The following is a 25,219-nucleotide window of genomic DNA, read 5'->3' as shown; positions in this document are numbered from 1 at the left end:
CTGGTCTGTCAGAGCACGCGCTCGTAGAACTGCCCTCTCGTGGCCGCTACCGGAACGTCTCGACTCTCGACGACGACTGCCGACCGCTCGCTTCCGGAGGACCGACGACGTTTTACTCCGAGTAACGTGCGGCGACCTCTCGGTGGACCAATCGGCGTCGTTCGCTCGCGTTCAGCGTCTGATAGGTACCGACGTGCGACCCCAACCGGGCGAGATCCGGAACCTCACCGAGTGAAAGGGCTACCGACCCGGCAAGTCCCCGCTCCTCCGGTTCCTCGGGATGAGTAACGTCTCGATCGCTCCCGACGAACCCGGCGGGTGACCACGAGTTCCGGAAGGATGTACGTCCATCCCGATGAGGAGTCGCCAGCAGAGGTCGAACGGGGACGTGGCGGTCTCTACTACCGAATAAACCGATTTACTTCTACTCGATTACCGCCGGAGGCGATCGGTCCACGGTGGCCGCGTCACGTTCACCGGACCGACGTGAGTTAACTCGAACTCGTAGTGCAGGGAGACGCGCTCGTAGTCCGACCCCTCGAAGTCGAACGAGAGGTGATGGACACGTCCTTTCTCGTCCACCACGAGAGTCGCGTCGTACGTCGAGACGTTCTCGGGCTCGACGTAGAGAACGTCGCTACCGTCGTACTCGTCCGCTTCGAGCGTGAACAGAGATCCGTTCTCGGTCTGCTCGGTCTCTGCGACCTCGAACTGACCAGTATGGAGCGTGTAGTTCACGATGTCGGCCTTCGTCAGAGTGGCGTTGAGGTCGCTCCGAGTGAGGTTGAAGGGGTTCTCCCCGCCGTTCTCTACGAGGTCAGTCCGGGAGAGGAGGAACTGATTCGGGAACTCGGTGCGACTCAGCACGACCGTCTCGTTCGCCCACGTCTCGTCGCGGTACGCCTCTCGGTAGTCGTCGTATTCGACGTACCCCTCAGCGACGACCAGACTCGGTGCCAGTCCGCGGGCCACGGTGCCGTTTTCGGTAATCACCGTAGTGGTGTTGTTGAAGAAGTAGCCGTCCCAGAACGACCCGTTTCCTGCGATACTTCCGTTCCCGACGGTGGTCTGGATTTCCGGGACGGGCTCAGTTCCGACGGCCGTCTCGGCTTCTGCGGTGGTCTCGGTCCCGACGGCGGTTTCCGTTCCGACCGTCGTTTCGTTTCCGAAGGACGTGCCGTTCGGTAATGCAAAGTACGAGATGTTCTCGGAGAACGTGTACTCGAACCCGGTCTGGGATAGTGTTCCCTGATGGGCAGCGACGAGCGCGCTTACGTTCGTGACGCCCTCTGCGGTCACCCCCGGCGGGTACTGCGTGGATTCGTTCGTCTCGTTCGCTTGGCTGTCGAGAAGTCGGGCGTCGGACGCCTGCCTCGGTTCCGTGGGCGCGGCGACGCTCGGACCGGCGACGACTCCGAGAGATACAACGACCAGTAACGCGACTCCCCAAACGGTTCTTCCGTTCGTGTGCATCTCGGTCCTACTTCCGTCATCGGCCGAAAAAATCGTGGCGTCCGTTCAGCGGAGTATCGGCTAGCTACCCCGATTACGGTGGTACTAACCCGTCTTCTCGTCGTGAGCCCCCGCGGAATCTCGCCCGTACAGTTCGGCGTGCTCCTCGCAGAACTCCGGTTCTCGCAGTTGCGCCTCCATCACGCCCGGTTGCCGGTGGGGGTTCGAGAGCCGACACCCCTCCGTCTCGCAAAACCCCTCGCCGGTTCGCCAGCAGTGGACCGCTTGCATCACGTACCCCTTCAGCGCCTCGGTCGTCCGGGGGTCGTCTTCGACCAGAAAGTCGCCTTCGACCTCGTTTTCGAGGACCTCGCGGGGTGGTGCGTCGCCCGACAGCATGGCTTGCTTCTGCTTTTCCTCGTAGTACGCCTCCGGTTTGGCCGGCGCTTCGTAGAGACCCGGCACCGAGACGACTGCGGGTTGACCGAGGACGTTGACGCGCTTGTGCCACCGACCGTCGTGGTCGCCCCACGTCCCGACCGCGCGGTCAAGCAGGACGACGTGGAGGCGGTCGAGGCTTCGCTCGGGCTCCGGAATCGCCTCGTTCAGCGCGCGCTGGACCGCCACGCCGTCGTAGAGGACCCCGCCCGCGCGCTCGGGGTTCTCCAGTACGCGCTCTTCGTACCGAACGATGCCGAGCATGGTGTTGCCGGTCTCGCGCTCGTAGGGTGAGAGGACGCGCGAGTCGGCGAACTGCTCCGGTAGTTCCTCGGTGCGATGGGCGTCCAAAAACCGGTCGCGGACCTCGACTTCGCGTCCGCCGGCTCGGTCGAGGCGCTCGCGGAGCCAATCGGCGATTTCGTCGGCGTCCGCTTCCGTGGTCGGCGCGCGGTACAGCGAAACGGTCTCCATGCTTTCCGGGTCAGTCGTCCGCCGAGGCCGCACGGGTGGTAATCTCCACGGGGTCGGCGTCCACGCCGAGTTCGTCGATGGCGCACTGGGCGGCGCGCTTGCCCGAGAGGAGCATCGCGCCGAAGGTCGGACCCATCCGGGGCAGGCCGTAGGTCGTCGCGGTCGCCATGCCGGTGGCGACGAGACCGTCGTGGACGAGACCGGTGTGTTCGACCACGGCGTCCTCGCTCTTGCCGACCCACATCGAGTCGTGGCCGGGCGAGTCGTGGCCGGGCGCGCCGTAGGAGTCGTCGCCGGTCTTGTCCATGCCCGTCGCGCTCTCCTTCGCGTCGCCGATGCCGGGAGCGTCGAGGACGCCGCGCTCGTCGAGTTTCGAGACGGCCATCGCGTCGTGGCCCGTCGCGTCGATGACCAGGTCGGCCTCGACCGCGATGGGGTCCACGCAGGTGATCTCGCGCGGCAGGGCGTGGACCGGAGTCCAGTTCATCACGATGCCGCCGACCCGGTGGTCCTCCCGGATTACGATGTCGGTGAACTCGGTCATGTTCTGCATCTTCGCGCCCGCGTCGCAGGCGGCCTTGATGAGCGCCGAGCAGGCGTGGGGACCGTTGGCGACGTAGAGGCCGTCGCTGTCCTGGGACTGCTTGAAGTCGACGTCGAGGTCGTCCAGCACGTGCTGGGCCGGGTCCCGCACCGTGACCTTGTTCATCAGGAAACCGCCGAGCCAGAACCCCCCGCCGAGGTAGTTGTTCTTCTCGACGACCATCGTCTTGACGCCGCGCTCGGAGAGTTCCTTCGCGGCCATCAGTCCGGACGGGCCGCCACCGACGATGATTACGTCGGAGTCGCTGAAGTCCATGAACTCCTCGGTCCACTCCTGTCCGATCGCGCGGGTCACGTCCGCTTCGCCGACGTCGCTGAATTTCTCGAACTCGCTCATACAACTCAGTGGTATCACGGCGTGGTTGAAAGAGGTTGCGGAACGCGTTTTCGGGGAGATGGTGGTTTTTCGACCGATCCGAGTGCGCTGACTGATCTCTACACCTCGGCGCGTGCTGGCGCGGCGTCGTCGGGAGCGAAGCGACCGAGAAGCGCAAGGGGTTCGAGGCCCGCGGTTGAGGTGCGGGGCAGTGCTGTGCCGGGCGGTACGGGACGGTGCTGTGCGGGGACTCCTTTGTGACGGTAGTAGCTAGCTTTCGTGTCACCCTCGACTCTGTTTCACACTGGGAACGAAAATAAATTGTCTAAGCAAGAATTAGAATCCTCTCGAAGTGTGATTCACCGCCGACCGATAACCCTACTCAAATCCAAGACCCGTGATACCTCGACTCTCGGAAGCGTTATCCGTCCGTCCGGCCTCTCTATAGTTGCAATGGCAAACGGAACTGTTGATTTCTTCAACGACACAGGCGGCTACGGTTTCATCTCTACTGACGACGAGGACGACGACGTGTTCTTCCACATGGAGGATGTCGGCGGTCCGGATCTCGAAGAGGGAACTGACATCGAATTCGACATCGAACAGGCCCCCAAGGGCCCGCGCGCGACGAACGTCGTCCGCGCTTAAGTCGGAAAACACGTCGCACCGAGCGACATTAAAACTGCGATTTTTCGGACACATCGAATCCCTACAGTCGAGACTCTCGTTCATCGTCGGTCGAGGCCGAACGCTACTTCTCGGAGGTTACCGATTGCGATAGACCGGGTGCGAGTCACCGACCACCGCCTTGAACAGGTACAGGACGACCGCGTGTACCTCTACGAGGACGACGACGCTCACGACGATTATCACGACCTGCACTGGCGTCGAGAGCAGTCCCAGCGAGACGATGAGTGTCGTCGCGCACGCCGGTGCGTGGTTCATGTCGGTCGCTATCATCCCCCAACTCGTCAGGACGACCGAGGTGAACCCGCTCGCGGCGAGTCGAAGTCCGTCTACGGAGAGTCCCGGAGGCGTGGCCGTGAGTGCTACGCCGTTCGCAAACAGCAGGTACGCGAGGAATCCGGCAACTCCGCCGATGAGGTGACTCCCGATGACGGTCCGCTCGGTCCGTTCGACCCGACGCTCGAACGCGAGGATGAACGCCGAGGGACCGAGACTCGGGAAGATGAACGGTTGGCCGCTCGCCCACGCGATGAGTCCGAGAACTGCGAACAGAAATCCGGCGTACAGGCTCGTTCCGACTCGCCGTCGTTCCATGTCGTCTCCTCCGTCGCTCCGTCGCAAAAGCCTGACTTATCGCGGTCGCCCGGAATCAGAAGTAACCGGTCAGTCGAGGTCGCCCTGCCGAATCGCTCTCTCGGCTTCCTTCAGCGCCTCTTCGCGGTCGAACGTCGCGACGATTTCCTCCAACTCCTCGCGGGAGGCGTCCCGCAACTCCCGAGCGTGGTCCGTGACGTTCGGAATCGCCCGGACGATGTTGTCGATTACCGGAATCGCGGCGGTCCGTGGCGACCGGGACAGGGGATTCAGGTCCACGACGATTTCGGTCTTGCCCATCTCCGCGAGCGCCTCCGCCCGGTCGCCGTCCTCCAGCGGAACGAGGACCACGTCGGCGTCGTAGATACCGTCTTCGTCCACCTTCGCGCGCTCGTGGTCGAGCCCCGGAATCCGGGCGTCGGCCGCCAGCCCCTTCACCTCGGTCGCGCCGTGGTCGCGCAGGTGGTCGGCGATGGCCTCCATGCGCTCCTCGGTCCGGTTGAACAGGTTGACTTCGATATCCGCACCGACTACCTCGGCCAACTCTACTATCTCCTCGGGCACCAAGGCGGCGACGTTGCCGTTGACCGAGAGGACGGGGTGGTCGGCCAGCAGGAGTTGCGCCGCGGCCGCACGCTCGGCCGCGTCTGCGCTCGGGATGGTCTCCTCGCCGAGCAGGTAGTCGTAGGCCTCGCCGCGTCCTTCGGCGATGAGTCCCTGTTTGCTGGTGATGCCCTTCTCGACGCCCGCTTCGATTCGGTGTCGGGTGCGAAGCGACTGGGCGCGCGGGTGGTCGTCGGGAACGTCGGTCATACTATCGGCTGAGTGTCCCACTGTCAAAACTCCCGACGGTTCGCTGTCGGGTCGAAAAATCGGTTCGTCGGTCGATTACCGTTCCCAGCACTCCTCGAACTCACCGTCGTATCTACTCAAAGCTCTGGTCGAAGGACCGCACCTGACGGGTGAACGTGACACTTCGCCGCGTCGTATCCCGCCCGCGTCAGGCCGTTGCCGAGCGCGAAGACGGTCTCGCCGAGCATCGCCATCGCGGCCTCACCGTCCTCATCGCGCACGTCTTCGAGGACCTCCTCGACTTCGGACGTGAGCAGGTCGGCCTCGCGGGCGAACTCGCGGGAGGTCTCCATCAGCGTCGCCAGCGTCGGTTCCTCCACGAGGCGGACGAGTTTGTCCACGCCGACCTCCGAGAGGCGGTCGGTGTTGCGCGATAGCACCGCCGACGTCGAGCGTTCGCCGAGCGTCAGGTACTCCACGCGCGTCCGAGCGGGGACGCCGTCGAGGCGGTTGTACTCCGGCGCACCCGGGTCGAGGCGAATCGGTACGCCGCCGCGGGCCTGAGCCACCACGTCGCCGAGACCGGTTCCGGCCTCAACCTCGGCGGCGTGGGCGATGGCGACGAGTTCGTTCTCCGAGCGACCGCAGTCGAAGGCCCGATTCGCCGCGAGTGCGGTTCCGAGCGCGGTCCCGCCCGAGACGCCGAAGCCAGCGCCGACTGGCAGGTCGGTCGTCGCGGTCACGCGCGCTTCGACGCCGAGGTCGCCGAGCACTCGCGTCACGGCCTCGATGGCGGCCGGTTCGTCGTTCAACTGCATCGCGGTCTCTACGGCGGGTTCGACCTCGACGGTCACGCCGTCCGAGAGGGTCAGGCCCGCACCTCTGGACCCTGCCTGCTCGGGGTCGTCGGCCTCGTGGACGCTGAAGAAGCCGGTGACGTGGCCCGGCACGAACGCCCGCGACGAGTCGTCGGTCATTACCCGAAGATGGGGGTTACGGGGTTTTAACGGTTGTAGTATCGGTTCGGGTGCGTCCCGGTGGTTGGCTCGCAGAGCGCACTTTGGCCAGTCGAAACTCCGCATTCGGAGAAACGACTTCTCACCTCTCGACCGACGACATCGAAAAAGACGCGAAAACCGCAGAAAGCGCCGAACCTCAGGGACTCAGACGCTGACGGTCCCGCGGGAAGAGGACGGCCTCGCGGATGTTCTCCAGTCCGAGCATCGTCATGACGAGGCGCTCGCCGCCGAGACCCCATCCGGCGTGCGGGGGCATGCCGTACTTGAACATCTTGGTGTAGTACTCGAAGGCGTCGGGGTCGAGTCCCTGCTGCTCGAAGCCTTCGACCAGGTGGTCGTAGCGGTGTTCACGCTGGCCGCCCGAGACGAGTTCCATGTTCGGGTGCATCAGGTCGAACCCGGTCGAGAGTTGCTCGTCGTCGTCGTGGTCCTTGATGTAGAAGGGCTTGATCTCGCTGGGCCAGTCGGTGATGAAGTAGTGGCTTCCGACATCGTCGCCGAGCGCCTTCTCGCCCTCGGTGGGCAGGTCGTCGCCCCAGACCAACTGCTCGTCGAGTTCGCCCGTGGCGTTGATGCGCTCGATGGCTTCCTCGTAGGTGAGTCGCGGGAAGTCGCCCTCCGGAGCCTCGAAGTCCTCGTAGCCGAGCGCTTCGAGTTCGTCCCGACAGTTCTCGGCGACGCCCTCGTAGGCGGCCTTCACGACGGTTTCGCAGGCGTCCATCGCGTCCTCGTGGTCGAAGAAGGCGCTCTCGAAGTCGATGGAGGTCGCCTCGTTGAGGTGTCGCGGCGTGTTGTGCTCCTCGGCCCGGAAGATCGGGCCGATTTCGAAGACGCGCTCCAGTCCGGAACCGACCATCAGTTGCTTGAACAACTGCGGCGACTGGTTCATGAACGCTTCCTGTCCGAAGTAGGTGATGGGGAAGAGTTCGGTGCCGCCCTCGGTGCCCGTGGCGACGATTTTCGGCGTGTTGATCTCGGTCGAGCCCAGGTCGCGGAAGGCCTCGCGGACCGACCGCAGGACTTCGGCCCGAATCTCGAAGATGGCCTTGGTCTCCTCCTTTCGGAGGTCGAGCGTTCGGTTGTCCAGGCGAGTCGAGAGGTCGGCGTCGACCTTGCCCGAGGGGTCCAGCGGGAGTTCGGGGTCGGCGTCGGCGACGACCTCGACCGACTCGGGGACGATTTCGACGCCGGTCGGGGCGCGCTCCTCTTCCTCCACGTCGCCCGTGACCTTCACGACGCTCTCGCGGTTGACGCCCATGCCGGTCTCCACGAGGTCGTCGTCCATCTCGTCCTTCTCGAACTTGACCTGAATCTTGCCGGTCGTGTCCCGGACGATGAGAAATGCGATGCCACCGAGGTCGCGGATTTCGTGCGCCCATCCGGCGACCGTCGCGGTCTGGCCGGGTTCGGCGTCCGCCGTGTACGTTCGGTCTTCCATACCTCTCGGTTCTCGTGGGGCGTTCTTAAACGCGGTCATTTGAGTCGGACGAAACTGCCGTCCGAGCTACGAAAGGGTTATTTGATGTTTGTTACCAACCATCGTATAGAGGCGGGAGGCCCACATCGCGGTCGAGGTCCGGCGTCAACCCTGCCGAATCGGTCCTGCCGTGTCAACCCTTCCGCGTCAACCCCGCGGCGACCGTCTCGACGAGCGCGTCCCGGACCGCGCGATAGAACGCCTCGTCGTGGAAGTCGTCCTCGTGGTAGGCGACGAACTTCACGACGCCCATCGCGGCGGCGAGGACTTCGGGGTCGCCTTCTCGGAACTCCCCTCGGGCCTGCCACTCCTCGACGTAGGGGACGACGTAACTCAGCGACTCGGCCTGCTCCGCTCGCAACTCCTCGTCGCCGAACTGGGCCATCAACCGCGAGAGGTCGTCGTCCACGACGAGTCGCCGGACGAGGGGGTTGGTCTCGATCTCCTCGCAGCGGAGCGTGAGAAACGCCACGATGGCGTCCTCGGGGTCGAGGGCCTCGTCGTCGTCCCCGACTCGATCGAACGACTCGGCGATAATTTCCTCGGCGAGACGCTCGCCCTCCTCGCGCAGAATCTCGACGTAGAGTTCGTCCTTCGAGTCGTAGAACCGGTAGAACGTCCCGTTGGCGATGCCCGCCGGTTCGGTGAGGTCCGCGACGGTAGTCTTGTCGAGTCCGTAGCGCGCGAACAGGTCGCGGCCGGTCTCCCGGAGTCGGCGGCGGATTCGCTCGCGCTCGTCGGCGTCGAACCCGGCCATCAGATGTCCTTCCTCCGGAACCACTCGGCGCTGACCGCCACGAGCGCGACGGTCCCGGCGAGCAGAATCAGCGCGCCCGCCCAGTCGTACTCGCCGCCGACCAGAATCGCGGTCGGGTCGTAGTACCGGGTCGGGCTAATCGCGCCTAACCACCCGAGGTCGGCCGACTGGCTGACGGTCTCCAGCAGGAAGAGCCCGAAGATGGCTCCGAGACCGCCGCGCTTGGCCACGTCGGACTCGTCGAACGCGACCGACAGGAGCAGGCCGATGCCGCCGCAGGCGAGCAGGTAGGGAACCGACAGCAGGTGGACCGCGACGAGGTCGGCGACCGGGATGGACTCGCCGATGGCCAGTACGGTGGCGTAGACGGCCACGCCCACCACGAGGTTGAGCGCGACCACGACCGGCACCAGCGAGCAGAACTTCTCGACCACGACGCGCCGCCGGGAGATGGGTGCCGCGAGCAACACGTCCATCCGGTCGCGCTCCACGTCGCCCGCGACGAGTCCGCCCGCCAGATACGCGGCGTAGATGCCCAGCATCAGCAACCAGAAGAACTGGTAGAGTTCCACCGCGAGAAACCCCTCGATGGTGGCGATGGAGAACGCTCCCGACGCGCCGAACGCGGCCTGCATCGCTGGTGGAAGGCTCTCCATGTAGGCGTCCAGGTCCGCGCCGGAGTTGGCGATCGACGGGAAGAGGGCGACGAACAGCAGCGACATCAGCGCCAGCAGGACCGACAGCACCAGCGCGCCCCTGATACGTCGTTCGGACTCGTACTCGGCGATTTCAAGCATCGGTCTCACCTCCCGGCGGGTTGTGCGACTGAGGTGGCGTCTCCGACTCCGAGGAACTCGCCGTCTCGCCGTCGTAGAACTTCATGAACACGTCTTCGAGCGGCGCTTCCTCGATTTCGAGGTCGCGGATCCGGTAGTTCCGGAGGTGGTCGAGCAGGGCGTCGTACTCGCCGGTGAACATGAACGAGGCGTCGCTTCGGTCGGGGTCGCTCTCGAAGTCGTGGACGCCCGGCAAGGCGAAGTCGTCGGGGTCGAGCGTCCCCTCGACGCTGATGTGGACGCGCTTGCCGCTCCGGTCGAGCAGTTCCTCGACGCCCTCTTGGGCCACGAGGTGGCCGTCGCGGATTATACCCACGCGGTCGCAGACCTTCCGAACCTCGCTCAGGACGTGACTGGAGAAGAAGAACGTGGTCCCGCGGGCCTGCTCGTCCTCGATGAACTCGTAGAGGCGCTCCTGCATCAGAGGGTCGAGTCCGGAGGTCGGTTCGTCCATCACGACGAGGTCGGGGTCGTGCATGAACGTTAGCACGATGGCGAGTTTCTGCTCGTTGCCGGTGGAGTACTCGCCGATTTCGCGGTCCACGGGCGCGTCGAAGCGTTCGAGGAGTTCGTCGCTCCGCTCGTCGCCCTTGAGTTCGGCGTGGTAGCGAATCAGCCGTCGGCCGGTCACGCCCTCGTCGAACCCGGGGTGGCTCGGCAGATAGCCGATTCGGCGCTTGGCCTCGATGAGCGCGGACTCGTCGGTCACGTCCCGGCCGAGGACCGTCGCCGACCCGCCGGTCGGCGCGACGAACCCGAGCAGGGTCCGGATGGTCGTGGTCTTGCCCGCGCCGTTCGGCCCGAGGAAGCCGAACACCTCGCCCTCCGCGACCGAGAACGAGAGGTCTTCGACGCCGCGGGTGTCGCCGTAGTATTTGGTCAAACCGCTCGTTTCGATTGCGCTCACCGCCGATAGTTCGAGCGATGAATAGATGAACGGTTCGGTTGTTCGTTCACGGCCTCCGGAGACGTGAGGGAGAACCGCCAGCGTGCGGGAAATCTGCCGGGCGGTCGAAGTGGGAGGGGTGCCGGAACGTTGTGGCTGCGGAGCGCGTCGGACCGTCGGCCCGCTACAGTCACTTCAGGGAAATAAAAACGATTACTAAAGGCCGCGCTCTAATTCCCAGACGAACGAGAAAATGTCTCCTGGCGGGCGAGGAACCGTCAGTCGATTCGGGGAACCGACAGTCGACTCGGGACGCGACGACCGCACTCGACGGGCGAGACGACAACAGTTCTTTGAGTACCCGATACGACGACGGGAATATGGGCGACGAACGACTCGACGACCTCGACAAGTACATCATCCACTCGCTCCAGCAAAACGCCCGCAAGACATCGACGAGCAGTATCGCCGAACACGCCGACGTGTCGGCCAGCACCATTCGACACCGAATCCGCCAACTGGAGGACGCCGGTATCATCCGCGGCTACCACCCCTCCATCGACTACGAGGAGGCCGGGTTTCAACTCCACACGCTCATTATCTGTACCGCACCGATACCGGACCGCGAGGAGTTAGCCCGCAAAGCGAGGGAGGTCGAGGGCGTCGTGGCCGTCCGCGAGGTGATGACCGGCCACGAGAACATCCACGTCGAAGTCCTCGGGACCGACGGCGACGACCTGAGCCGAATCGGCCAGGAACTCGACGGACTCGGCCTCGAAATCGAGGACGAGGACCTGATTCGGAACGAATACGAGAATCCCTACGAGGGGTTCCGGACCTTCGAAGCCGACGAGTCCTGACTGTTTCTCCGCTCCCGTGGCAGTTCCGGTAGTGGCAACGCGACGCCGATTCTCGCCTCACGGCGTGCGCCGAACGGTCATCTCCGGTCCGGTAATTATTTGCCTAATTTTGAACGAACCGGTGATTAATCCGGTTAGTTTATTGCCTTCCGGGGATAACCGGCGACTGGAGAGAACATGAGCTTACGACACGTTCAGCAATCGGTAGTCGTTCGCGGACCCGCAACGCCGGTCTCACGGCGGCAAACTACCGCTGTCCAGCACAAAGGAGGTGATTCCGCGTGCCCCGAGAAGGACCGACCGCCGGGATAACGTCGGTCGTCGAATCGGTCAGCGGTATCGGGATTTCAGGGAGTCAGCACGCGCTCGTCGTCGGTGGTGGGCACGTCGGTAGGACGGTAGCGTCGCACCTGAGCGACGACTACGACGTGACGTTCGTCAGTCGGAACCGTCAGGTGGTCGAACGCACCACTCGCGGCGGCGTCACCACTCACCACGTCGAAGAAATCGACGCCAACGCGTTAGCCGAGGCGAACGCGGTCGAGGCCTCGCTCGCCGTCGCCGCCTCGGCGGACGACGGCATCAACTTCCTCGCATCGCAGTTGCTACGCACGACGTTCGGCGTCGAGAACGTCGTCATCCGGGTCGACGACCGCGAAAATCTCGACTCGTTCGACGACCTCGACGTCGAGACGGTGTGCGTCCCCGAGTTGCTCGTCGCGGAGATGTCCACTCGACTCGAATCGGTCGCAGACGACGTCGCTGAAATCTGATATCAATGGCCAAAAAACTCGAACGAGACTTGGGACTGTTCGCAGTAATCGCGATTAGCATCGGTGCGATGGTGGGCAGCGGTATCTTCATTCTCCCCGCGCTCGCGCTCAAGATGGCCGGGCCGGCGGTTATCCTGGCCTATCTGGTCGCCGGGTTGCTCGTCCTCCCCGCGGCCCTGAGCAAGGCCGAGATGGCGACCGCGATGCCGGAAGCGGGAGGAACATACATCTACATCGAGCGCGGAATGGGTCCGCTCCTGGGAACCATCGCCGGACTCGGTACGTGGTTCTCGCTGTCGTTCAAGGGCGCACTCGCGCTGGTCGGCGGCGTCCCCTATCTCGTCGTGCTGTTCGACCTGCCGGTGAAACCCGTGGCGCTCGGCCTCGCCGTCGTCCTCATCGCAGTGAACATGTTCGGTGCCAAGCAGACCGGTCGCCTGCAGATCGGCATCGTCGCCGCCATGCTCGCCGCGCTCGTCTGGTTCGTCGGGGGCGGAGCCGGGTCGATAGAGGCCGTCCAGTACGACGGTTTCTTCGCCGAAGGGCCGGGCGGTCTGTTCGCCGCGACCGGACTGGTGTTCGTCTCCTACGCGGGCGTGACCAAGATAGCGAGCGTCGCCGAGGAGGTCGAAAACCCCGGTCGGAACATCCCGCTGGGCATCCTCGGGTCGCTCGGATTCACCACGGTGCTGTACGTCCTCATCGTCGCCGTCGTCGTCGGTATCGTGCCCGGCGAGGAACTGTCCGGGTCGCTGACGCCGATGGCCGACGCCGCGCAGGTCGCGCTCGCGGAACCCGGCGTCGTCGCCGTGGTGGCCGCGGCGATACTCGCGCTCGTCAGCACCGCCAACGCGGGGATACTCTCCTCGTCGCGCTACCCGCTCGCGATGAGCCGGGACAAACTGATGCCGCCCTCCCTCAGCACCATCAGCGACCGCTTCAACACGCCCACACTCGCCATCTCGCTGACCGGGGCCGTCATGCTCGCGCTCATCGCGTTCGTCCCCATCCTCGAAATCGCGAAACTCGCCAGCGCGTTCCAGATCCTCGTCTTCGTGCTGATCAACGTGGCGCTCGTCGCGTTCCGCGAGAGCGACGTAGAGGAGTACGACCCCGAGTTCGAGTCGCCGCTCTACCCGTGGATGCAGGGCTTCGGCGCGGTCGGCGGACTCGCGCTCCTCACGCAGATGGGGACCGTCCCGCTGATAGGTGCGGCGATCATCACCGCCGGGGCGGTCGCGTGGTACTTCGCGTACGTCCGCGACCGCATCGACCGCGAGGGCGTCGCCAGAGACGTGGTGCGTCGGTCCGTCGGTCGCCGCGCCGTCGAACAGACTCGCTCGACCGTCACGGACGGCGGCGGGTACGAGGTGTTGGTGCCCGTCACCGAGGAGACGACCGAAGACCGCGAGGCCTCGCTGTTGGGAATCGCGGCCGACATCGTCCGGGGGGGAAGCGGCACGGTCCGGGTCGTCCAGTTCGACGAAGTCCCCGACCAGACGCCGCTCGAACGCGCGTCCGCCGAGCAGTCCCCGGCCGACATCGAGTTCGAGGAGCGAACCGACCGACTCGCGGCCGACGTGGACGCGCCGGTCGAGTACGGCGAAGTCGTGAGCCACGACACCAAACACGCCGTCGTCAACTTCGCGAAACACCACGATTCGGACCTCGTCGTCCTCGAACGCGACTCGACCGAGCTACGGTCGGGGCTGTTCAGCGACGACTTCCGGTGGATTCTCGACCACGCTCCCTGCGACGTGGTCGCGGTCAGCGGGGCCGACCTCGAATCGGTGGAGACGCTGGGCATCGTCACCAACAGAGGCCCGTACGACTCGCTGAAGATAGAGATCGCCGACGCGCTCGCCAGCGAGGCGGGCGCGACGATAGAACTCGTGTACCCCGTCTCGCCGGACGCCAGCCCCGAGCGCCGCGAGACGCTCCGGGACTACCACGACGAAATCGCGTCGGTGTGCTCGGCCCCGGTCGAGTCGACCCTCGTCGAAACCGACGGCGAGACGGTGGACGAACTCACCGACGCGACTCGGACGGTGGACCTCGTCGTGGTCAGCGACGACGGCGGTCGGGTCCGACGGTCGCTGTTCGGTCGCAAGCGCGACCGCCTCGCCGACGAGGTCGAGGCCGCTTCGATTCAGGTCCACCCGCACAGTTCGCGTCGGCCGGGAGCCCTGGGTCGCCTGGTAGAACGAGTCGCCTTCTAGGCGTCCGAAACAACCGCCGCGCCGCGTTTCGCGGCGCGGCGTAGCTCCCCAATCGGGGGTCCCAACCGGGACGTTCAGTTGGGGCGAATCGTCGTCGATAGTGACTCAACGCCGACTGGAAAACACGTATTTTGGTCTCTTGACCAACTACTGACGTCTTTAAAAATTCTAAATACGTTCCAAAGAACGCTATAGTTTGATCGTTGTCGATTCGGGGACGCTCGACTTAGCTCGTCTTCGTCTGGGGAACTTTCGCGTCCTTCGCGCCTTCGACCGTCTCGCGGACAGCGTCCACGCCGTCGTCGTGAACCAGATCGCCGACGACCACGACGTCGGCGTGTTCGGCCATCGTGTTCGCCGACTCGTAGTCGTGGATGCCGCCGCCGTAGAACAGGGTCGCCTCGTTCAGCGCGTCCGCGGCGGCCTCGACGGCCTCGGGGTCGCCGAAGGTGCCCGAGTACTCGACGTAGATTATCTCTTGGCCGTACATCTGCTCGGCGACCTCGGCGTAAGCGGCCACGTCCTCGGGCGTCTGGTCGCAGTCGGCGCTGGTGAGGTCGGCCACGCTGGCGTCGGGGTTCATGATAATGTAGGCCTCGGTGGTCGTCTGCTCCCAGTCCACGTCGCTCGTCTTCACCCACTCCTTGTGGAACCCGGTCGCCCACGCGATGTCTCCGGCGTTGAGGACGGTCGGGACGAGGTAACCGTCGAGCGCGTCGTGGTCCACCACGACCGCCGGGTTGCTCGGTTCCTGATACAGCGGCACGTCGTACTTCGCGCAGGCGTCGATGACTCGTTGCATCTTCGCCTGGGTCATGTCGAGCGTCCCGCCGATTTCGAGGGCGTCGGTGCCGGTCTGGCAGACGTCCTCGAAGGTCTCGCCCTCCACGAGGGTCTTGTCGGGGTCCAACTTGACGATGTGGTCCCAGTCAGCCCACGGTGCAGTCATTACTCGTGTAAACCAGAGTGGGCGCTAAAACCGCTTCGAAACCACCTTTTGCTGCGGTCGAGCGCGCCTACCGCGCGCTCTCCCTGGCAAAAGCTGGACCAAAAACACGGCCTCACCCCCTCAGGAGGCCGCCAACGCCGGCCTCCTTCGAGGGATTCCTTGGTCCGCTCGCTCACGTTCGTTCGCTCGCGGTACAACTGCTGGGAGCCGAAGTGGAGTTGGGAGGTGACGTGGAAAGTGACAGTTCGCGAAACGCGGTTGACGACTAATCTGCTTTCGCCTGCCACCCTCTCAGCCTGTCCTCGCTCACACCGCTGACCTCCGAGGCCACCGTCTCGACTTCGGCAGATTTCAAGTCCTCGATGCTCTCGATACCGGCGTCCGAGAGCTTCTCGGCGGTCTTCGAGCCGATGCCTTCGAGCGATTCGAGGTCGCTTCCCGACTCGCTCTCGCGGGCCTTGAATTCCCGGTAGTTGCAGATGGGACAGCCGAGTTCCCACGGTTCGTCGCCCGAGTGGACGACGAGTTCCGGCAGGTCGTGTTCGTCGCATCGCTCGTCGGTGACTTCGATGTCGCCGCGCCGGGGGAGCGGGAGCGAGTAGTCGCAGTCGGGGTACCGGGTACAGCCGACCAACCGCGAGCCGTTCTGGAGGTGCTTGATGGCGAGTTCGCCGCCCTCTTCCTCTCCGCATTCCGGACAGCCCCCAATCACTTCGTCCTCCTGCTCGTCGGCTTCCTCGGCCTTGCAGAGCGGACAACCGTGGACGAACGTCTGGCGTCCGGCGAGCATCTTGACGTGGCGAAGCCCGTGTTCCTCGCACTCCTCGTCCAAGATGAGGGGCTTGCCCGTGTTCGGGAGTGGCAGGGTGTACTCGCAGTCGGGGTAGCCGTCACAGCCGACGAAGTACGACCCGTTTCTGCTCTGACGAACCAGCAGTTCGTGGTCCGACTCGGGACAGGGGCCGAGTTTCTTGTCGGCCTTCAGCGACTTCTGCAACAGGTCGCCGACCTCCTCGCGGGAGTCGCGCAACTCGTCGAACACCTGCTGGAGGTACTCGCGGGACTCGTCGGCCACCTCGCTCAGGTCGGCCTCGCCCTCGGCGATGGCGGTCATGTCCTCCTCGAGTTCGCGGGTCATCTCCTCGCTGACCACGAGGTCCGCGAACTTCTCGGCGGCAGTGACCACGGCCTTCGCCAGTTGCGTGGGTCGCGGCGGGTCGCTCTCGACGTAGCCGCGGTCGTAGAGTTTCTCGATGGTGTTGTGGCGGGTGGATTTGGTCCCGATTCCCATCTTCTCCATGGTCTCGATGAGCCGCGACTGGCCGTATCTCCGCGGCGGTTGGGTCTGCTTGTCCTCGATGCGGGCGTCCGTGACCGCGAGTTCGTCGCCCTCGGCCACGTCCGGGACGTAGTTCTCGCTGGTGTTGTAGTAGGGGTAGACCGCGTGGTAACCCTCCTTCACGAGGCGCTTGCCGTTGGACTTGAGTTTGTGGTCGCCGATCGCCGTGACCACCTTGAGGTGTTCCCACGTCGCGGATTCGGCGACGGTGGCGAAGAATCGCCGGACGACGAGTTCGTATATCTCCCACTCGTCGTCGCTCAACTCGCCCTTCGTCGGAATGTCTTCGGTCGGGTGAATCGGCGGGTGGTCGGTGGTCTCCTCGTCGCCTTCGGTGGGCGAGAGGTCGTCCAACTCCAGCAGGTCGTCGGCGTCGTCGCCGAAGTGGTAGTCGCCCGAGAAGGTGTCCAGCAGTTCCTCGGGGTCGAGGTCGTCGGGGTAGACCGTGTTGTCGGTCCGGGGGTAGGTCATGTACCCCGCGGTGTAGAGGTCCTCGGCGATGCTCATGGCCTGCTGGGCCGAGTAACCCAGACTCCCCGCGGCCCGGATGAACTGCGTGGTGTTGAACGGCGCGGGCGGGTCGTCTGTCCGGGTCCGGCGCGAGACCCTATCGACGGTCGCCGTGGCGGCGGATTTGAGCGCCTCGAAGACCGCCTCTGCGACCTCTTCGTCCCAGACGCGCTCGGCTTCGTTGTCGTCCTCGTCGCGGTAGAAGTACTGGGCCTCGAACTCCGCGGTCTCGTCGTCGGTGTCCTTCAGCAGGTCGGCGAACAGTTCCCAGTAGTCCTCGGGGTCGAACGCCTCGATTTCGCGCTCGCGGTCCACGATGAGCTTCAGGGTCGGCGACTGGACGCGCCCGACCGAGATGAAGTCGTCGCCCAGTTGGCGGGCCGACAGCGAGAGGAACCGGGTCAGCGCCGCGCCCCAGATGAGGTCGATTTCCTGGCGGGCCTCGCCCGCGGCCGCCAGGTCGAAGTCGAGGTCGTCGGGGTTCTCGAAGGCTTCCGTGACCTCGTTTTCGGTAATCGAGGAGAACCGGACCCGGCGAATCGGCACCTCGTCGTTGACCTCGCGGACGAGTTCCCACGCCTCCTTGCCGATGAGTTCGCCCTCGCGGTCGTAGTCGGTCGCTATCGTCACCTGATTCGCCTTCCGCGCGAGGATGCGGAGGGTGCTGACGATGTTCTCTTTGGTGGCCTTCTTCTCGATGGGCGCGTCGATGAGTTCGACCGGTTCCACGTCGCGCCAGTCGTTGTACTCGTCGGGGAAGTCCACGCCGACGACGTGGCCCGAGAAACCGATGCACCGCCGTCCGCCCCACTTGTAGACGTTGACGCCGTTCTTTCGTTCGGCGTCGGCCGACTCGCCGCTCAGGATGTCGGCGATTCGGCGGGCGGCGTTGTCCTTCTCGGTGATTATCAGCTCCATACCTCACCTCCGGCTCCGGGGGAGTGCCCGGCGGTCGGGGGTCGCTCTCGGGGGCGTCCCGCACCGCTCGGGAGTCGCTCGTCGTCCATCGTGTCCCCGCTAGGACAAGTGAATTGGTAAAGCTTTCGCCGCGAAAATCGCCGGACGGCGGCGGTCCAAGGCGCGTGCGCCGTGTGCGGGTCCGGGCGCGGACGAGCGTGCGACGAACAAAACCCCCGACTCGGGAACCCGGCAGAGCCGAACGGAAAGAGTGCGTTTAATAACCACTCTCACGATTTCCCACCGAGAACGTGTCGAACGAGCAAGATAGTCGCGTGGATATGACGACGGGAGCCATCACGCCCAAACTCGTCAGTCTCGCGTGGCCGCTGGTCGCGGGCAACCTGCTCCAGACGTTCTACAATCTAGCCGACATGTTCTGGGTCGGCCGAGTCGGGCCGGAGGCGGTCGCGGCCGTCTCGCTGATGTTCCCGACCGCGTGGATGTTCGTCTCGGTAGCGATGGGACTGACCGCGGCCTCCGTCGCGCTGGTCTCCCAGCACGTCGGCGCGGGCGACGACCGGAAAGCCGACAACGTGGTCGCTCAGATCACGATGCTGACCGTCGCAGTCGCGCTGGTTCTCTCGGCGTTCGGCTTCGTCTTCCGCCATCCCTTACTGTCGTTAATCGGCGCGCAGGGGCAGGTGTACGCCTACTCGCTCCAGTACATCGAAGTGCTGTTCGTCTCGATTCCGTTCACCTTCCTCTTCTTCGTCTTCCGGGCGGTCCTCCGTGGCGCGGGCGACACGCGGACCGCGATGTGGCTGATGCTCCTCTCGGCAGGTGTCAACGTCGTCGTGGACCCTTTCCTCATCCTCGGCTACGGTCCCTTCCCCGAGTGGGGCGTCCGCGGGGCTGCCATCGCCACGCTGATCTCGCGGGTCATCGCGGCGATTATCGGCCTCGCCATCCTCGTGAAAGGCGACTGGGGCGTCCGACTCCGACTCGAAGACCTCCGGCCGGACTGGCCGGTGATGAAGAAACTCGTGGACGTCGGCTACCCCGGCACCGTCGACGGCCTCGCCCGGAGTTTCGCGGCGGTGGCGATGGCGGCGCTGGTCGCCCGATTCGGCCCGATTCCGACCGCCGCCTACGGCGTCGGCCTCCGCCTGATGTCGGTGTCGTGGACCGTCTCGGGCGCGGTCGGGCAGGCCACCGCGACCGGGGTCGGCCAGAATCTCGGCGCGGACACGCCCGACCGCGCGGCCGAGGTGACGTGGACGGCGACCCGCGGCACGATGGCGGTGCTGTTCGGCGCTGGCGCGCTGATGTACGTCTTCCCCGCCGGGGCGATGCGGATCTTCATCGACGACCCCGAGGTCGTCGCGGCGGGCGTGAACTTCCTCCGCATCATCGCGCCGTTCCTCGCCTTCTTCGGCGGCCTGATGGTCGTACAGGGCGGGTTCCGCGGCGCGGGCGACACGCGGACTGCGATGGTCCTCTCGTTCCTCTCGCGGTGGATACTCCGGATTCCGGCCGCGCTCGTACTGGCCTACTCGTGGTCGGTCTCGCTGTTCGGCGTCCCGCTCGCGGGCCTCGCGTGGGGCGTGGACGGTCTCTGGTGGGCGTGGTCGTTCTCGGCCGTCGCGTCGTTCGTCGTCGGCGTGGCGTGGTTCAGTCTCGGACGCTGGCGGGAAGGCGTCGTGGAGAAGGAACCGAAGGCAACCCCCGGTGATTAGAAATATAAGTATTTCTTAAAGAATTAAAAAGATGTCTCTAGAGCGTATAAAAGTTGCTATAGCTGAGGATAGCTGTCGGTAGAGAAATTCGGTGACGCTACCTACTCCTCGAGCAACGGAGTATCGCGACTGCACGGTACGGCATCGCACTGCGACCGCACCGCAACCGCGCCCCGTGCCTCCCCGCCGCGCTCGCGCAGAACTGCGCGAGCGCGGCGCGTCCCATAGTCTGCGTCAACTTACGAAAACCGTGGTTTGTCCTGATTCGCGAAACTGCTGAGAAGCGTCCGACGCGAGGGTTTAAGTCCGAAGCCGGGACGAACCCTGCGCGTGACCTGAGAACCGCCGCGAGGGGTCGAGGCGGGAGCGCGGCGCGCCCCTCGCGGCCGAACTCGCTACGCGCCGCCTGTTCGTCTACTCCATTACCAGTTCGGGTGCTATTCGTCCAGTCGTTCCCGGAGCAGTTGGTTCACCGAACCGGGGTCGGCGCTCCCGCCGGTCTTCTGCATGACCTGCCCGACGAGGAAGTTGAGCGCGCCGCCTTCGCCCGAGTGGTAGTCCTCGACCGCGTCGGGGTTCTCCTCGATGGCGTCCGACACCGCGCCCTCGATTTCTCCCTCGTCGGCCTTGCCGAGGCCCTCGCGGTCGATGACCGTCTCGGGGTCGTCGCCCTCGTCTAACATCTCGCGGAGGACGACCTCCTCGGCGTTCTTGGTCGTAATCTCTTCGGCGGCGACGAGTTCCACGAGGCGCTTGAACTCGCCGAGGCGGTCGGCAACGTCGGTAATCTCCATGTCGCGGTAGTTGAGTTCGCCGAGCAGGTTGTCGGCGACCCACGTCGCCGCGAGGTCCGGGTCGTACTCGCTGGCCACGTCCTCGTAGAAGTCCGCGACCTGCTTCGTGGAGGTCAACTTGCTCGCCGCCTCCTCGCTCAGGTCGTACTCGTCGCGGAACCGCTCGCGCCGGGCGTCGGGCAGTTCGGGAATCTCCAACTTCTGCTTCCAGTCGCTGACCTGTAGCGGCGGCAGGTCGGCCTCCCGGAAGTAGCGGTAGTCCTTCTCCTCTTCCTTCGAGCGCATGGAGACCGTGATTCCCCGCGATTCGTCCCAGTGGCGAGTCTCTTGCTCGACCTCGCGGCCGCGCTGGACCGCGTTCTTCTGGCGCTGTGCCTCGTAGGACAGTGCCTTCTCCGCGCCCTTGTGGCTAGAGATGTTCTTGACCTCGGTCCGGTTCGCGGATTTGAGCGTCTCGTCGCTGACCTCGCCGTCGTCGCCGATTTCGCTGGCAGCGACCACGCTGAGGTTGGCGTCGATGCGGAGGCTCCCGTCGCGCTGGCTGTCGAAGACGCCGAGATATTCGAGGACCTCTTCGAGTTTCGCCAGAAACGCCCGGACTTCCTCGGCCCCGCGGAAATCCGGTTCGGTCACGATTTCCATCAGCGGGACGCCAGCGCGGTTGTAGTTCACGAGGGTGTAGTCGGCGGTGTCGATGTTCCCGCCCGCGTGCTGGAGGCTCCCGGGGTCCTCTTCGAGGTGAGCGCGCTGGATGCCGACGCTCCGGCGCTCGCCCTCGACCTCGATCTCCAGCTCGCCGTCCTGACAGACCGGCGCGTCGTACTGGGTGATCTGGAACCCCTTCGGGAGGTCGGGGTAGAAGTAGTTCTTCCGGTGGAACGTCGTCTCTTCGGGGATGTCGGCGTCGATGGCTTTGCCGACCTTGACGGCCGACTCGACCGCGCCCTCGTTCAGGACCGGAAGCGCGCCGGGCAGACCGAGACACACCGGACAGGTGTGGGTGTTCGGTTCGGCGTCGGCCACGTCGGTCGAACAGCCGCAGAAGATCTTCGTGTCCGTCTCCAGTTGCACGTGGACCTCCAGTCCGATGACGACCGCGAGGTCCGATTGCTGGACAGCCTGTGCAGTCATTGACCGCCAGTTTGGGGCCGGGCCGCTAAAGACTAACGAACGACGGTTCAGCAGAGTTCATTACCCCCGAGTGTGCAGGTGGGGAAAAGTGAAGGTCCGGACGAAGTTCGCGGTACTGATGGTGGTCGTGACGCTCGTGTTGAGCGGCGTCGTCTACGGCCAACTGGAACTCGCCAAGGACCGGTCGGTCTCGCAGATGCAGGAGAACGTGGACCAGACCGCCGGTCAGACCGCCGAACAGATCGACGCCCAGATACGACAGGAGAAGAACTACGTCGGGTTCTACGCGTCGCGGCCGGTGGCGAGCAACTTCAGTCGGACCGACCGGTTCCTCGAGCAGTTCCTGACCAACCCGCACGTCTTCGCCGGACAGGTCGTCGCGGCCAACGGCACCGTCGTCGGCTTCCGCGGCGACGTGACCGACGAGGTGCGCCACGAAACCATCGGCGACGACGTGGAGAACCAGACCTACGTCCAACGTCCGGTCCGAACCGGCGAGATACACGTCACCGACCCCGAGCGCGCGAACGGGACCGACCAGAACGTCGTCGTCATCAGCGCGCCCATCTTCGAGGACGGGGAGGTCGTCGGCGTCCTCGCGGCGGCGCTCCCGGTCAACGAGTTCACCGTCTTCACGATGATCAAACCCTTAGAGACCGACGTTCGGACCGTCTCCGTCTGGGCCGACGACCAGGTTCTCCACGCGCCGCAGGCCGCGTTCACCGACCCCGTGTCGAGCACGGCGACCGTCGATTCGACCGGGTGGTCCGTGCGCGTCAGCAGGGACCGGTCTACGCTCGACGCACGTCTGCGGGAGATGGCGATACTCCAGGCGGGGGGTCTGGCGCTAGTGCTGTCGCTCGTCGTCGGCTTGGCAATCTGGGAGTACAACGCCAACATCCGGCAAGCGGAGAAGTTGTTGGAGGGGTTCGGCGCGCTCCGGGACGGTGATTACGACTACGTTCCGAACCTCTCGTCGGGCGAGGAGTGGCACCAGATTCACGACGGGTTCGCCGACCTCGCCGACACGCTGGCCGAGCGCGAAACCGAACTTCGTGAGCGCGAACAGCAGTTGCAGGTGTTCAACCGTGTACTGCGCCACAACCTGCGAAACGACGTGACCGTCGCGGTCAACTACGCCGAGTTCGTTGTCGAGGAGTCCGACGACCCCGAGATTCGGGACGCCGCCGCGAAAATCGCGTCGCACGGCTGGAACCTCGTGGAGATGAGCGAGAAGGCCCGCCGCGTCGGGGCCGGCGAGGGCGACACTACCGGACCGGTCGAGACGGACGTGGCGTCGGTCGTGGACGACGCCGTGGCCGCGGTCCAAGACGACTACCCCGACGCCGACATCTCGGTCGAATCGTCCGGCCAGAAGGCCGTGCGAGCAGTTCCCGCGTTGGACGCCGCGGTCGAGTACGTCTGCGAGAACGCGGTCGAACACAACGACGCGACCGACCCCACGATGTCGGTCACGGTGGAGTCCGTAACCGACGACGGCGAGGAGTGGATCCGCATCGCGGTCGCCGACGACGGCCCCGGGATTCCAGAACACGAGCGAGCCGTCCTGACCGAGGGCGAGGAGACCGCTCTCGAACACGGGAGCGGTCTGGGCCTCTGGCTGGTTCACTGGGTGGTCGAGCGCTCGGACGGCCGGTTGTCCTTCACCGAGAACGACCCGAGCGGGTCGGTCGTCCGGATGGACCTGAAACCGTAGACCAGGACTGAACGAGATTCGATTATCGCTGGCGTCGGCCCACCGCGTACAGCGCCGCGAGCAGTCCGGCGACCCCCGCGGCGAGACAGAAGCCGGGAACGCTCGCGGTCGTGTCCGACCGCACGTCGGCGTCGGTTCCATCGCGGGCCGACGCGTCCGAATCTGTAGCCCGTTCGCCAGTCGCTCCGCCGTCGGTCGGCCCTGCGCTGGTCGAGCCATCGCCGGTCGGTGTGGTTCCGTTCACGTTCACCTCGCCGACTCGGAACTGGTTGACGTACACGTCGTACGTGCCCGCTCGGGCTATCGTGTGCTCGAAGGTAGTCTGGCGCATGCCGCCCGCCGCGATGGTGAGTTGGCGGTCCGCGACCGACTCGCCGTCGAGGACGAGTTCGGCGCTGAACGTCCCGTCGGCGTCCCCGCGGTTCGTGACGCGGACCCGGACTTCGAGCGCGTCACCGACCGACAGCGTGGTGAGTTCGACCGTGGCGTTGGTGATCTCGAATTGGGGAGTCTTCTTTCCCGCCGCGAACTCCGAGAGGCCGGGCGACCGAACCCGGTAGACGTAGTGGCTCTCGGTGGTCGCTGTCAGCGTCGTGGGGAGTTCGTTCCACGACTCGTCGTGGTAGCGGTACAGCGAGATTTGGTCGCGCTCGGAGGCGTTCACCCGGTCTCTCCGGACGCGGAACGTGAAGGTGACGTTGCTGATATTCCGGTCGGAAATCGAGTGGTCGACGCTCAGGAACGATAGCGGTTCCGTGCCGTTCGAGAGGGGTTCGGTCGGCGTCTCGTCGGCTATCGGCTCCTCGCTGGCGGTGACGTTCAGCGTGAAGTTGGCGTCGCGGGTCGGCGTCACGCCGATAGTCGAGAACGACACGTTACGGTCGCGTTCGTCGGGCGTCGAGACGTTCACCGACACCGATTCGTTCGCGTAGGCGTTCTCCACGGAGACGTTCACCGTCTTTGCGTCGCTACGGCCGGGTGGTGTCCCGTTTCCGCGGTCGGTCGCGTTCGGGGCTCGATCCCCCGGATCCGCGGTCCGATTTGCGGGGAGGCCCGCTTCGCTCTCGGTCGGGTCGCCGAGCGGCCCAGTCCGGTTCTGCGAGTTACCGGGGTCGGAGGGTTCACCGGGGTCGGTGGGGCCACCCGGGTTGGACGGCCTGCCCGGGTTCGGGTCGATGCTGGTCGTTCCGTTCGTCGTCTGATTGGAGAACGGGAAGACGCCGGGTTGCTCGTCGTCGAGGTCGTCCGACTGCGTCGTGGTCTCGGTCGGCAGAAGCACCTCGTCGCTCGAATCGTCGGTCTCGTTGTCGGTCCCGTTCGGCATGTCCGGTCCGGACTGTTCGCCCGACGGAACGAGTCGGTCGCCGGCCGAACCGGTCGGGTCGCCGAGTGCGACGCCGACCGTCGCGGTGACGCTCGCTCCGACGACGAGGACGACCGCGAGCACCGCGAGTATCTGCGTCGATTTCGTCAATCTGCACCCGGGGTCCGGTTTACTACCCCCAATCATCTGTTCGGAATAGAAATTTTCTCTGTAGTTAACATTTATATTTACCGGAAAGAGTCCACCGTATGTGAGTCGAATGTACTCCAAATATTATAAATATTCTTATATGTGTCTGACGTACGTTTATAGTCCTGCCGTGGCCCAACACGGACATGAGCGACCAAGACAAGCGCGTCGAGGAACTCGAATCCAAAGTCGAGCGACTCGAAGCCACGATACAAGGTCTCACCGAGGAGTTAGTGGAGGTTCACGACCGACTCGAAACGCTCGAAGCGGCCGCCGAAGCGTCGGCGGCGAGCACGGAGTCGGCGACGGAGCAATCGACGGAAGCGGACGACGCGCGCCCGCAAAACGATAAAAACGACGAGGCTAAAAGCGACGAGTCCCACGAAGAAGACGAGACGGGGGAAGACTCCGGGTTGGGCGACGACATAATCGTCGCGTGACAGGGTC

At 64.9% G+C, this 25,219-nt stretch carries 21 protein-coding genes; 7 read left to right on the top strand and 14 right to left on the bottom strand.

From position 1 onward, the window contains the following. Nucleotides 1-432: 432 nt before the first annotated feature. The 3 genes from E2484_RS02825 to E2484_RS02815 form a co-directional block, all read right to left on the bottom strand. Nucleotides 433-1,473 carry a hypothetical protein gene (locus E2484_RS02825; RefSeq protein ID WP_137283705.1) on the bottom strand — a complete coding sequence of 347 codons (1,041 nt, stop codon included), beginning with the start codon at nucleotides 1,471-1,473 and terminating at the stop codon, nucleotides 433-435. Between the two features lie 84 nt (nucleotides 1,474-1,557). Beyond that, the gene (locus E2484_RS02820) at nucleotides 1,558-2,364 is read right to left on the bottom strand and encodes a DUF7001 family protein (RefSeq protein ID WP_137283704.1); all 807 of its coding nucleotides are present in this window, start codon (nucleotides 2,362-2,364) and stop codon (nucleotides 1,558-1,560) included. 10 nt (nucleotides 2,365-2,374) lie between these two features. After that, complete coding sequence (locus E2484_RS02815; protein ID WP_137283703.1) at nucleotides 2,375-3,304, bottom strand: sulfide-dependent adenosine diphosphate thiazole synthase; 930 nt, start codon at nucleotides 3,302-3,304, stop codon at nucleotides 2,375-2,377. A 432-nt stretch (nucleotides 3,305-3,736) separates the two neighbouring features. On the opposite strand from E2484_RS02815, the gene E2484_RS02810 reads away from it, so the two are divergent. Continuing rightward, nucleotides 3,737-3,931 carry a cold-shock protein gene (locus tag E2484_RS02810; protein ID WP_137283702.1) on the top strand — a complete coding sequence of 65 codons (195 nt, stop codon included), beginning with the start codon at nucleotides 3,737-3,739 and terminating at the stop codon, nucleotides 3,929-3,931. Nucleotides 3,932-4,048: 117 nt separating this feature from the next. Here E2484_RS02810 and E2484_RS02805 read toward each other — a convergent pair whose 3' ends face one another. The 7 genes from E2484_RS02805 to E2484_RS02775 all read right to left on the bottom strand — a co-directional run bounded on the left by E2484_RS02805 (nucleotide 4,049) and on the right by E2484_RS02775 (nucleotide 10,352). Further along, nucleotides 4,049-4,564: an HPP family protein gene (locus E2484_RS02805; protein WP_137283701.1), complete on the bottom strand. Its 516-nt coding sequence runs from the start codon at nucleotides 4,562-4,564 to the stop codon at nucleotides 4,049-4,051. 69 nt (nucleotides 4,565-4,633) lie between these two features. After that, the gene (locus E2484_RS02800; protein ID WP_137283700.1) at nucleotides 4,634-5,377 is read right to left on the bottom strand and encodes a 4-phosphopantoate--beta-alanine ligase; all 744 of its coding nucleotides are present in this window, start codon (nucleotides 5,375-5,377) and stop codon (nucleotides 4,634-4,636) included. 116 nt (nucleotides 5,378-5,493) lie between these two features. Further along, nucleotides 5,494-6,333: a pantoate kinase gene (locus E2484_RS02795; RefSeq protein WP_137283699.1), complete on the bottom strand. Its 840-nt coding sequence runs from the start codon at nucleotides 6,331-6,333 to the stop codon at nucleotides 5,494-5,496. Nucleotides 6,334-6,511: 178 nt separating this feature from the next. Beyond that, a complete protein-coding gene (gene aspS / locus E2484_RS02790) occupies nucleotides 6,512-7,813 on the bottom strand; it encodes an aspartate--tRNA(Asn) ligase (RefSeq protein ID WP_137283698.1) in 1,302 nt (433 codons plus the stop codon). 172 nt (nucleotides 7,814-7,985) lie between these two features. Beyond that, nucleotides 7,986-8,609 carry a TetR/AcrR family transcriptional regulator gene (locus E2484_RS02785; RefSeq protein ID WP_137283697.1) on the bottom strand — a complete coding sequence of 208 codons (624 nt, stop codon included), beginning with the start codon at nucleotides 8,607-8,609 and terminating at the stop codon, nucleotides 7,986-7,988. Beyond that, nucleotides 8,609-9,406: an ABC transporter permease subunit gene (locus E2484_RS02780; protein ID WP_137283696.1), complete on the bottom strand. Its 798-nt coding sequence runs from the start codon at nucleotides 9,404-9,406 to the stop codon at nucleotides 8,609-8,611. Before E2484_RS02780 ends, E2484_RS02785 begins: the two co-directional genes overlap by 1 nt. Then, nucleotides 9,399-10,352 (bottom strand): ABC transporter ATP-binding protein, encoded by a 954-nt coding sequence (locus tag E2484_RS02775; protein ID WP_137283695.1) that lies wholly within the window; start codon nucleotides 10,350-10,352, stop codon nucleotides 9,399-9,401. Before E2484_RS02775 ends, E2484_RS02780 begins: the two co-directional genes overlap by 8 nt. Nucleotides 10,353-10,711: 359 nt before the next feature. Here E2484_RS02775 and E2484_RS02770 point away from each other — a divergent pair, with 359 nt between their 5' ends. From E2484_RS02770 to E2484_RS02760, 3 genes are all read left to right on the top strand, one after another. Beyond that, nucleotides 10,712-11,191 (top strand): Lrp/AsnC family transcriptional regulator, encoded by a 480-nt coding sequence (locus E2484_RS02770; RefSeq protein ID WP_137283694.1) that lies wholly within the window; start codon nucleotides 10,712-10,714, stop codon nucleotides 11,189-11,191. A 281-nt stretch (nucleotides 11,192-11,472) separates the two neighbouring features. After that, the gene (locus E2484_RS02765) at nucleotides 11,473-11,964 is read left to right on the top strand and encodes an NAD-binding protein (protein WP_137283693.1); all 492 of its coding nucleotides are present in this window, start codon (nucleotides 11,473-11,475) and stop codon (nucleotides 11,962-11,964) included. A 5-nt stretch (nucleotides 11,965-11,969) separates the two neighbouring features. Beyond that, nucleotides 11,970-14,183, top strand: coding sequence for an amino acid permease (locus tag E2484_RS02760; RefSeq protein ID WP_137283692.1), 2,214 nt, complete (start codon nucleotides 11,970-11,972; stop codon nucleotides 14,181-14,183). Nucleotides 14,184-14,409: 226 nt separating this feature from the next. On the opposite strand, the gene E2484_RS02755 is transcribed toward E2484_RS02760, so the two are convergent. Further along, the gene (locus tag E2484_RS02755; RefSeq protein WP_137283691.1) at nucleotides 14,410-15,132 is read right to left on the bottom strand and encodes a phosphoglycerol geranylgeranyltransferase; all 723 of its coding nucleotides are present in this window, start codon (nucleotides 15,130-15,132) and stop codon (nucleotides 14,410-14,412) included. 265 nt (nucleotides 15,133-15,397) lie between these two features. Beyond that, nucleotides 15,398-17,899, bottom strand: a complete 2,502-nt coding sequence (locus tag E2484_RS02750; RefSeq protein ID WP_137283690.1) for a DNA topoisomerase I — start codon at nucleotides 17,897-17,899, stop codon at nucleotides 15,398-15,400. Nucleotides 17,900-18,219: 320 nt separating this feature from the next. On the opposite strand from E2484_RS02750, the gene E2484_RS02745 reads away from it, so the two are divergent. Continuing rightward, entirely contained in the window at nucleotides 18,220-19,617 is a 1,398-nt protein-coding gene (locus tag E2484_RS02745; protein ID WP_137283689.1) for an MATE family efflux transporter, read from the top strand. Between the two features lie 437 nt (nucleotides 19,618-20,054). On the opposite strand, the gene gatB is transcribed toward E2484_RS02745, so the two are convergent. Continuing rightward, complete coding sequence (gene gatB / locus E2484_RS02740) at nucleotides 20,055-21,542, bottom strand: Asp-tRNA(Asn)/Glu-tRNA(Gln) amidotransferase subunit GatB (RefSeq protein WP_137283688.1); 1,488 nt, start codon at nucleotides 21,540-21,542, stop codon at nucleotides 20,055-20,057. A gap of 88 nt (nucleotides 21,543-21,630) precedes the next feature. Between gatB and E2484_RS02735 the strand changes: the two genes are divergently transcribed. Then, nucleotides 21,631-23,259, top strand: a complete 1,629-nt coding sequence (locus E2484_RS02735) for a sensor histidine kinase (RefSeq protein ID WP_170977216.1) — start codon at nucleotides 21,631-21,633, stop codon at nucleotides 23,257-23,259. Between the two features lie 22 nt (nucleotides 23,260-23,281). On the opposite strand, the gene E2484_RS02730 is transcribed toward E2484_RS02735, so the two are convergent. After that, nucleotides 23,282-24,769, bottom strand: coding sequence for a PGF-pre-PGF domain-containing protein (locus E2484_RS02730; RefSeq protein ID WP_137283686.1), 1,488 nt, complete (start codon nucleotides 24,767-24,769; stop codon nucleotides 23,282-23,284). Between the two features lie 149 nt (nucleotides 24,770-24,918). Here E2484_RS02730 and E2484_RS02725 point away from each other — a divergent pair, with 149 nt between their 5' ends. Further along, nucleotides 24,919-25,212, top strand: coding sequence for a DUF7518 family protein (locus E2484_RS02725; RefSeq protein ID WP_137283685.1), 294 nt, complete (start codon nucleotides 24,919-24,921; stop codon nucleotides 25,210-25,212). Nucleotides 25,213-25,219 lie beyond the last annotated feature (7 nt).

This window comes from Halorussus salinisoli (assembly GCA_005239435.1).
Classification (GTDB): Archaea; Halobacteriota; Halobacteria; order Halobacteriales; family Haladaptataceae; genus Halorussus; species Halorussus salinisoli.
This window is presented reverse-complemented; position numbering and strand designations above follow the sequence as displayed.